This is a genomic window from Pyxidicoccus caerfyrddinensis (genome assembly GCF_010894405.1).
Taxonomy (GTDB): domain Bacteria; phylum Myxococcota; class Myxococcia; order Myxococcales; family Myxococcaceae; genus Myxococcus; species Myxococcus caerfyrddinensis.
In genome coordinates, this window is the sequence record NZ_JAAIYA010000024.1 from 136,930 (window position 1) to 145,875 (window position 8,946).

At 69.9% G+C, this 8,946-nt stretch carries 9 protein-coding genes; all 9 read right to left on the minus strand.

What is annotated here, in order from left to right; translation table 11 throughout:
- On the minus strand, positions 1-744 hold the full coding sequence (locus G4D86_RS40665) for a CIS tube protein (protein ID WP_163999683.1): 744 nt from the start codon (positions 742-744) through the stop codon (positions 1-3).
- Positions 744-1,985, minus strand: coding sequence for a hypothetical protein (locus G4D86_RS40670; RefSeq protein ID WP_163999684.1), 1,242 nt, complete (start codon positions 1,983-1,985; stop codon positions 744-746). The genes G4D86_RS40665 and G4D86_RS40670 overlap by 1 nt, the downstream gene beginning before the upstream one ends.
- Entirely contained in the window at positions 1,978-2,466 is a 489-nt protein-coding gene (locus tag G4D86_RS40675) for a phage tail protein (protein WP_163999685.1), read from the minus strand. Before G4D86_RS40675 ends, G4D86_RS40670 begins: the two co-directional genes overlap by 8 nt.
- Positions 2,459-3,637 carry a phage tail sheath family protein gene (locus G4D86_RS40680; protein WP_163999686.1) on the minus strand — a complete coding sequence of 393 codons (1,179 nt, stop codon included), beginning with the start codon at positions 3,635-3,637 and terminating at the stop codon, positions 2,459-2,461. Before G4D86_RS40680 ends, G4D86_RS40675 begins: the two co-directional genes overlap by 8 nt.
- Position 3,638: 1 nt before the next feature.
- Complete coding sequence (locus G4D86_RS40685; protein ID WP_240360755.1) at positions 3,639-4,301, minus strand: carboxypeptidase-like regulatory domain-containing protein; 663 nt, start codon at positions 4,299-4,301, stop codon at positions 3,639-3,641.
- 178 nt (positions 4,302-4,479) lie between these two features.
- Positions 4,480-5,196, minus strand: coding sequence for an Imm52 family immunity protein (locus G4D86_RS40690; protein WP_163999687.1), 717 nt, complete (start codon positions 5,194-5,196; stop codon positions 4,480-4,482).
- 12 nt (positions 5,197-5,208) lie between these two features.
- Positions 5,209-6,543 carry a Tox-REase-5 domain-containing protein gene (locus tag G4D86_RS54005; protein WP_163999745.1) on the minus strand — a complete coding sequence of 445 codons (1,335 nt, stop codon included), beginning with the start codon at positions 6,541-6,543 and terminating at the stop codon, positions 5,209-5,211.
- A 377-nt stretch (positions 6,544-6,920) separates the two neighbouring features.
- Positions 6,921-7,646: an immunity 52 family protein gene (locus tag G4D86_RS40700; RefSeq protein ID WP_163999688.1), complete on the minus strand. Its 726-nt coding sequence runs from the start codon at positions 7,644-7,646 to the stop codon at positions 6,921-6,923.
- 17 nt (positions 7,647-7,663) lie between these two features.
- Positions 7,664-8,946: Tox-REase-5 domain-containing protein (locus G4D86_RS40705; protein WP_163999689.1), on the minus strand; the 1,283-nt coding region annotated here is incomplete at its 5' end.

An 8,946-nucleotide genomic window follows, 5' to 3' on the forward strand; every position in this document is an offset into this window, starting at 1 on the left:
TCACATCACCCTCCGGAGCGCCTCGGCGGTGGGCAGTCGCAGCACCTGGCCCGCCGGAAGGTTGTTGGGGTCCGCCACGCCGTTGAGCCCGGCGACGAGCCGCCACAGTGACGGGTCGCCGTAGCGCTGGTAGGCGATTTCATCCAGGCGCTGCCCGCCGGGCGCGCCCTCCTCCTCGCTCGCGCCGAGCACCGTGTGCGCCTCGTAGTCCTCCGGCCCCAGCGCCGCCGCCACCGCGTCCGCGTCGGGCGGCTCGCTCGCGAGCACGGGCTCCTGCGGGCCCGTCTCGTCCTCCACGCGCAACAGGCGCATGCGCAGCCACGAGCGGCGGGGCGCGCCCGTGGAGGTGAACTGCTCCAGGCGCTCGGCCACCGCGGCCACCACGCCGAGGTAGTTGAGCCACTTGCCCCAGACGAGCCGCGCCAGCGACGGCCGCATGCTGCCGTCCTCTCGCAAGCCGTTCTCCGCCAGTCGCCACAGCGGCTCGGTCAGCTCGCGCACGTCCTCCGTCTGGAGCGTGGAGTCGGAGAGCGAGACATCGAAGAGCAGGTCCAGCGTCAGCTCCGTGCTTCCTCCGCCGGTGAAGAGGAGCGGGTCGTCCCCGGGTCCGCCCCACGGCAGCGAGCCGCCCAGCGCGCGCCTCGGCTGCAGGCCGGCCACGCGACGGATGACGAGCGTCTCCGGGTTGAGGAGACACCCGATGCGCTCGCCGCCGGGCTCGATGAGGAAGGCCACGCGCTCCATCACTCGCCTCGCTGTTCACGGTCCAGCCGACGGCGCCGCTCCCACTGCCGCAGCTCCACCACCGTCTCCGTGCTCTCCGGAACCGGGGCGGGAGGCAGCTCGGGCCAGGGACTCGCGGGGCCCGCTGCGGGCTCGTCGTGCATGGCGGAGAGCGCTGCTTCCGTGGGCGGAGGCGCCTCCACCAGGCGGGGTCTCCACGTGAGGGGGGAATGGCCACCGTCCCAGGCGCCTTCGTCCACCGGGGAGGACACCTGATTGCGCGCAGGCTCGCGAGGCGCGAAGCGGGGAGCGGAGTCCTCTTCCGCCCAGGGAGCGTGCACCCGGGGAGGGGCCGGCCTCGGCAGCACCTTCACGTGTCCCGTGGGCGCGAGCGGTTCCTCCTCGGCGGGTGGAGACATGGGAGGCGGCACGCGCGTGGGCTTCCGCATGGCGCGCCCCTCGCTCGCGAAGGGCGGGAGGTCATCCCAGGGAGAGCGCCGGACCGGAGCGGCGGCCTCGGGCGAAGGAGGCGCGCGGGGCGCGGGGACGGGCCAGGGCTCGGCGCCGACGGGAGGGTGCTCTGGAGGCGACGGCGCGCGGAAGGCGGCGCGCGGCTCGGGGCGCGGGGGAGTGGCCGGCGCGCTCCGGGCGACTTCGGCTTCCGGCCGGGGCGGTGGCGCCGCCGTCCAGAACGGAACCGCGGGCGGGGGTGACGGCCTCGAAGCGCTGGAGGCGTGGATGGCTGGAGGGGACTCGCGGCGTGCGTGCGCCTCTCCGGCCTCCGCCTGGAAGTCGGGCGGAGGCGCGGGCGGCGGAGCGGGAGGAAGCGCATTCGGCGCCGTCCACGCGGGAGGCGGTGGCCCGTGCGCCGTGACAGTTGGCCGGATGGCTCCACGAGGCGGAGCAGGCACGAGCCCGTCGCGCTGCACGTCGTCCAGAAACCGCGGCGCGCCCCGGCGCACGCGAGCCACCCAGTCCCCGAGCGGGACGCTCCGGCGCGCCTCGAGGTCGCGGAGCCAGCGCGCCTCCAGGTCCTCGAACGTGGGCTCCGGCGCCATCGCCGAGGGCGCGGGAGGCGCGGCGCCGTCCGTGCCTCGCGGGCCCGCCACGGCGGACTCCCGAGGCTCCGGAGACTCCGGACGCGGAGCCGTCGCGGCGGGAGCCGGCTCCTCGGCGAGCACGGCCTCCGCCCACGCCTTCATCCGCCGGGCCACGGCGCGCACCCAGGCGGCGCGCCAGGGTGTCTGGGGCATCTCAGCCACGGGTGAGCGACTCGTAGACCATCGTGAGCGACGCGATGGCAATCTCCTGGCCGAGCGCATCCAGCGGGTGCACCTTCCACTCCGACGGCCAGCACTCGTTGAGGTTCCAGCGCAGCCGCTCGGTCACCCCGTCGACGTCGAGCATGAGGATGGAGACGTTCTTGCGTTGTGGCAGGCCGCTCATCGACGCGAGGAACCAGGTCCACAGCTCCGGCGACTGGGTGAAGCCGCAGCGCAGCGTCACGTCCGCGTGGGAGACGGGGCCCGGCAGCCGCCGCACCACCGGCCCGGCGCCGGCCTCGCGGTAGCGCAGCGCGGCCACCTTCACCTGCAGCTCGGAGCAGAACAGGAAGTGCCCCGCGTTGATGCCGTCGATGAGCAGGTTGAAGTTGTAACCCCGGAACATCTCCAGCTGCCCACCGGGCTGTGCGCCCGCGGGTTGCTCCGGCGGCGCCTCCTCGGGAGCCTTGGCCTCAGCCATGGGTCACCTCCTCCACTTCCGCGCCGCCCGCGTGCTGGCCGATTCGGAAGACGATGAACTCCGCGGGCTTCACCGGCGCCAGGCCGATGACCGCGAAGAGCTGCCCGGCGTCGATGGTCTCCTTCGTGTTCGTCTGCTCGTCGCACTGCACGAAGAAGGCCTCCTCCGGGGTGCGCCCCATCAGCGCCCCGTCCCGCCACAGCCGCAGCAGGAAGGCGTGCGCGTCGCGCGCGAGGGACTTCCACAGCTTGGAGTCGTTCGGCTCGAACACCGACCAGTTGGTGCCCAGGGCGATGGACTCCTCCACGAAGTTGAAGAGCCGGCGCACGTTGATGTAGCGCCACTCGCTGTCGTCACCCGCCACCGTGCGCGCGCCCCACACGCGGATGCCGCCGCGCGGGAAGTAGCGGATGCAGTTGACGCCCACCTGGTTGAGCTCGCCCTGCTCCTCCGGCGTCACGTCGCGCACCAGCCGCAGGGCCCCACGTACGACTTCGTTGGCCGGAGCCTTGTGAACGCCGCGGGTGATGTCCGTGCGCGCGTAGATGCCCGCCATGTGGCCGGACGGCGGCACATTCACGAGCGTCTTGCCGTCGCCCAGCGGGTCGGGCGTGGAGAACCACGGGTAGTAGAAGGCGCCGTAGCCCTGGTCTGACGTGCGGGGGCGGAGACCGCCGCCCGCGTCGCCGGTGGCCACCTTGGTGAGGCGTCCCACGTCGTCCACATCCTCGGGTGCGTCGAGGATGGCGAAGCGGTCTCGCATCTTCTCGCAGTGGGTGAGCAGCGCGTCCCAGGCGGGGGCGGTGGCGAAGCCTGGGGCGGCGACCATGGACACCTCGCTGATTTCCTCCAGCAAGGCCACGCCCTGGCGACGGCGCGCGTCGCCCACCAGGCTCTCGCTATCGCCGATGTTGACGATGAAGCAGCGCCGGCCGCCGTTGGCGAAGTAGCCGTACACGGCGCGCGCGAGCGGCGTGCTCGGTGTGCCGGGTGGGGCGAACTCCTTCACGAACTGGGCCCAGCCATTCACGGCGACGGCCTGCTGGAAGCGGGCGTCCGCGGCGGGTGCGCGGCCGATGAAGGCGGCGGTGGTGGTCCCCACGCCCTGGATGGAGCGGGACCCGCTGGGGACCTCCTCCACGTAGACGCCGGGTGTCAGGTAGTTCGGCACGTCACTCCTCCTTCAGCAGCGGCAGGCGGATGAGCAGCGGCTGTGGCTCGGCGGCGAGCGCCTCCGGTCCCAGCGCGAGCACCTCCCCCTTCGCCCGCACCTCCAGCCGCCCCAGCGTGGCCACTGGCGGCACGCGGGGAAAACGAAAGCAGCCCTTCGCGTCGGTGCGCGTGGTGAGCTTCAGCGACGGCAGCTCCACCAGCGCGCCCGGAATGGGTATGTCGCCGGGGCCCACCACGCAGCCGAGCAGCGCCTCGGCCGGGACGGCCGTGGTGACGACGGGGAAGCGCACGCGGTGCACGACAGGCTGCGGGCGCTCGCGGCGCACGGGGACGCGCAGGCGGAAGCCAGGGCGCGGCGCGGCGCGGAGGCCGGCCCACACGGTGGTGGGGACGGGGGTGAGCTCCACGTCGAAGTCGGACTCCTCCATGGCGGCGAAGACGAGCTCGCCGAGGAGGCGATGGGCGCTCTCGGGGGACTCGCCGCCGGCGGTGACGAGGTAGCAGACGGAGATTTGCAGGGGCGGACGGCCGCCGCCGCGCGCGGGCGGGGCGGGGCCCAGCTCGAGCAGGTACAGGCACACGCCGCGCTCGAGGGACTCACGGTCCGGCACCCCGAGGAACACGGGGACGTCACCGGCGATGCGGCCCACCCACGCTTTCATGCGTTGATCGACTTCGTCGATCATCCGGTCCCCCCCAGGGTCCTGGGCCGGAGCTCACGGGCAGCGCCTCGCCGCCCGTGATTTCCGGGAGGGCAAGGTGTCACCCGCCACCAGGGCGCAGGTAGTGACCCGCGGGGTCGAGGGACGTCGGGACTTCAACAGGGAGGCGTGGGTGGGTTCACCCAGGCAAGGGCTGAAGCGGCTCCAGCAGTCCCGATTGCGCCAGCAGGCCCTGAACATGTGCCGCGAGTGCGACATGCGCCGGGTTGCTGGCTGTGAAGCGCTCGGGGGTGAGGATGACCAGTGTGCCCAGATCCTCAACAGGCTCGATACGAACAGGAGCGGGCAATGGAGGCACGCTCCCCCGCTCTCTCGAGAAGTACATGCCCCATCCCACGAATGTGCCTACCGCCGCGTCTTCCGACACCATGTCGCGATGAACCTCGGATGTGGCAACGCTCCACTCGGGCTCCCACGCAAGGGCCATGGCACGCAATACCTGGGCAACCATCGATGCGGAAAGGAGTCGTTCTGCAATCGGCCCCCGCATGGGAGGCGTCAGGATGCAGCAATCGACGACATAAGGTGAAGGAGAGCCGCAAGAGACGCTGACAACGCTGCTGGACTCGGACTCGCCGTTCCAGGCAGCAAAGGACACGTCCCCCCCACCTCTTCGGTACTTTTGCTTGTTGAAGAGCCCCAGCAGCGTCTCCGTGTCCGTCGTGAATTGACTCCGGAGCGCCGCATCCCTGGAGTTTGCCTGCTCGAACCATCGGACAAGGGTTGGGTCCAGCGCAGCCAGGTGCCTCATGAAGACGGAGGCGCGCCGAGCGTACTCCTCCAATGGTTCAGGGCGCCCGGGCCAATACGCTCCAACATAATAGTTCTCGACCATCTCACTCAGTCCCTACGGAGCCGGCGGGGTGTGCACGACCTTGATTGCGCCCAGGCCCTCTTTCCTGAAGAGCGCTCGCACGAAATCCGCGACCTCTCTCTCGGCGAAATGCCACTGCAGGGGTGTACCGCGTGCAGCTCGGCTCTGCCTTCTGGCTTGATTCACAATCTCCCGGAACCCCTGAAACCACCCTCCATTTTCCGCGGCATTGGGGATGAACTCTGAGTAACCGGGCCCTTTGGCCTCCAGCAAGACGCCATTCTTGAACCCATCGAAATCCACGTCGTCGATGACATAGACCTGCCCCTTGGGCGCCTGTGAAACTTGAGCCTGGTACTCACGTGCCGGCTCCTTCATGTATTCCTTGGCGGCCTTCCATTCTCCGGGGCCCCCAGAAGATGCAGTCCCGCCTCCGCCCCCCATGTTGGTCTGCTGAAGGATGATGGCCGCGCCGGGCCCGCCTCCCAGCACCGTGGCCGCCTGTCCCACCGGCAAAGAGATTCGCTCCATCACCAGCGCGCCCTCGGCGGACAGCGACAGCACCGGCACGGTGGCCTCCGCGCCGCGCAGTGCTCCCGTCAGGGTGCGTGTCACTCCGGAAGCAGCGCCCCACGTCGCGATGAGGTTGGTGGTCAGCTTGGACAGCGCCTTCACCTGCTCGCCCCGCGTCATGTGCCGGAAGCGCGCCAGGTACTCCGGTGACGAAGCCACCAGGGCCGCGAGCCCCGCCGGCAGGCTCCGTAGCCCCACGACACTGTCCGTCGGATACGTCAGCAACTGTCCCAACGCGGCAACCAGCTCGACGAATGCCTCCTCCGCGCCATCCAGCGAGCGCCCCAGGTAGTCGGCGTCGTCATACACCTCGGCCAGCGCACCTCCGCCCGCGTCCTTCAACCGGTCGTCGAGAACGCGGAACGCCCCACCCTTCCCAGAGTAGAAGCGGCCCAGCTCGAACGGGCCCGCGCGGAAGCAACCGTCATTCCACTGCACCGGCTCCACGCGCTGCTGGGTACGGCCACTGCGAACCCAGGCCAGGCAGCCATCCGGCCGCAGCACGGCCACGTTGGCGAACCGCTCCACCCTTCGCAGCAGCTCCTCCCGGGACACCTCTCCGCTCGCCAGCACCTCACGCAGCAGGTGGCTCGCGGCAAGCCTTGGCGGAAAGGCGTCCAGCGTCACAGGCCGCGTTAGCAGTACCGCCAGCAGTCGCGCCGCCCCGTCCGGAGTCAGGCCCTCACCGCGAGGAGGCAGCGCATTCGCGGAGTCCAGCCCGGCAGCCACCAGCAACTGCTCGAAGGCATCCAGATTCACGGCAGCGAGCCTGGCCGGGCCCACCGAGTTCGCCATCGCCACCAAACTGCCTCGCTGGCGCGTACCGGCCCCATACCGAAGAACCCCATCGGCATCAGGCGTCGTGGGGACCGAGGCACAGCCCGCGACAGCGCACGCCACCAACAGGCTCCATCCACACCGCATCATGAAGCCTCCGTGCTTCGTCCTGGCGAACGTAGCAGGCCCGGTGGCGGCCTCGGCGCTGCTTCGTGAATGCGCCGTTCCGGAAGATGAAGCCCCCTGGCTTCATCGCCTCGCTGTCGAAGCAGGCATTCAACCGGAGTGTCGTCGCACGTCCCGACCTGCCCTGGGTGAGCGACTCCTCGCATGGGTCCTGCGTCTCGTAGAGCGTGTTGATATTGACTCCGCACCGCCGCGCTGAGGTGGGGCCTTCACACAGGTGCCGCTAACGGACTCAGCGGCCCGAGCAATCCCGCCTGCTCCAGCAGGTCCTGAACATGCGCCGCCAGCTCGACATGCTTCGGGTTGCTGGCAGTGAAGCGCTCGGGAGTGAGGATGACCAGTGTGCCCTTGTCGCCCACGGGCTCCATGCGAACAGGGTCGGGCAACGGCGGCAACGTCCCCCGGCTGTGTGCGAAGTACATGACCCAGCCGACAAAGGTCCCCGCCTTGGAGCGCTTCAAGACTTCGTCCCTGTGAACCTGGGACGTGGCAATGCCCCACGCCGGCTCCCAGGCCAGGGCCATGGCTCGCAGGACCTGCGTGAGCATGGCGGCCGACAGAACACGCTCCCGGGAAGCGCCCTCCGTGGGAAGGCTCAGGGTGCAGAGGTCTCCCAGGAGCGGGGAGGCAGAGCCACAAGCGAGCCTGACCCCACTGCTGGAACCATCCGGCGCGCCATTCCAGGCGGAGAAGGCGATGCCGGCCTCATCGCGCCGGTACATCTTCTTCTTGAACAGGCCCAGCAACGTTTCGGCGTCGGGAGTGAAACCCAGCTTGAGCGCCGCCGAACGGGAGTCCGCCTTTTCGAGCCACCGGGTAAAGGTCTCGTCAGCGGCGGCAAGCGAGCGAAAGAAGTGCGCGGCGCGCTGAGCATAAGACTCGAGTGTTTCGACCCGGCCGGGCCAGTACGTGCCTGCGTAGTACGTCTCAATCATGCTTCGGATGACCCCTGTCATCGGACTGGCGTGAAAACCACCTTGATGTCGCCGAGCTCGCTCTCGCGAAGCATCGCTCTGACCGCGTCAGCGACCTCACGCTCCGCGAAGTGCCACTCGATGGACGCGCCCATGGCTGCCTTGAACTGGCGTTCCGCCTGCTGAAGCATTCCGTCCGCACCTCGGAACCATGACCTGAAGCTCCCATTCTTGAGGAACTTTGCGTAACCCGGCCCCTTGGTCTCCAACAGCACGCCATTCGCATAACCATCGAACTTCACGCCCCGGACATTGTAGGCCAGCCCTTCGGGGGCTCCGGTGACCTGGGCCTGATACTCGCGCGAGGCCTGGCTCATGCTCTCGTTCGCGGTCTCCCACCGCCCTGGCCCCTCGGCAGGAGGCGACGCTCGGCTCCCAGTACGCGCCCGCTGAAGGATGATGGCCGCGCCGGGCCCACCGCCCAGGACCGTGGCCGCCTGGCCCACCGGCAAAGAGACCCGCTCCATCACCAGCGCGCCCTCGGCGGACAGCGACAGCACCGGCACGGTGGCCTCCGCGCCGCGCAGTGCGCCTGTCACCATGCGTGTCGCTCCGGAAGCCGCGCCCCACGTCGCGATGAGGTTGGTGGTCAGCTTGGACAGCGCCTTCACCTGCTCGCCCCGCGTCATGTGTCGGAAGCGCTCCAGGTACTCCGGTGACGAAGCCACCAGGGCCGCGAGCCCCGCCGGCAGGCTCCGTAGCCCCACGACACTGTCCGTCGGATACGTCAGCAACTGTCCCAACGTGGCAACCAGCTCGACGAATGCCTCCTCCGCGCCATCCAGCGAGCGCCCCAGGTAGTCGGCGTCGTCATACACCTCGGCCAGCGCACCTCCGCCCGCGTCCTTCAACCGGTCGTCGAGAACGCGGAACGCCCCACCCTTCCCAGAGTAGAAGCGGCCCAGCTCGAACGGGCCCGCGCGGAAGCAACCGTCATTCCACTGCACCGGCTCCACGCGCTGCTGGGTACGGCCACTGCGAACCCAGGCCAGGCAGCCATCCGGCCGCAGCACGGCCACGTTGGCGAACCGCTCCACCCTTCGCAGCAGCTCCTCCCGGGACACCTCTCCGCTCGCCAGCACCTCACGCAGCAGGTGGCTCGCGGCAAGCCTTGGCGGAAAGGCGTCCAGCGTCACAGGCCGCGTTAGCAGTACCGCCAGCAGTCGCGCCGCCCCGTCCGGAGTCAGGCCCTCACCGCGAGGAGGCAGCGCATTCGCGGAGTCCAGCCCGGCAGCCACCAGCAACTGCTCGAAGGCATCCA

Excerpts from the sequence above, each read along its gene's own strand:
- G4D86_RS40700 (WP_163999688.1), bottom strand. The coding sequence starts at position 7,646 with ATGATTGAGACGTACTACGCAGGCACGTACTGGCCCGGCCGGGTCGAA.
- G4D86_RS54005 (WP_163999745.1), bottom strand. The coding sequence starts at position 6,543 with ATGGCGAACTCGGTGGGCCCGGCCAGGCTCGCTGCCGTGAATCTGGAT.
- G4D86_RS40690 (WP_163999687.1), bottom strand. The coding sequence starts at position 5,196 with ATGGTCGAGAACTATTATGTTGGAGCGTATTGGCCCGGGCGCCCTGAA.
- G4D86_RS40675 (WP_163999685.1), bottom strand. The coding sequence starts at position 2,466 with ATGGCTGAGGCCAAGGCTCCCGAGGAGGCGCCGCCGGAGCAACCCGCG.
- G4D86_RS40665 (WP_163999683.1), bottom strand. The coding sequence starts at position 744 with ATGGAGCGCGTGGCCTTCCTCATCGAGCCCGGCGGCGAGCGCATCGGG.
- G4D86_RS40685 (WP_240360755.1), bottom strand. The coding sequence starts at position 4,301 with ATGAAAGCGTGGGTGGGCCGCATCGCCGGTGACGTCCCCGTGTTCCTC.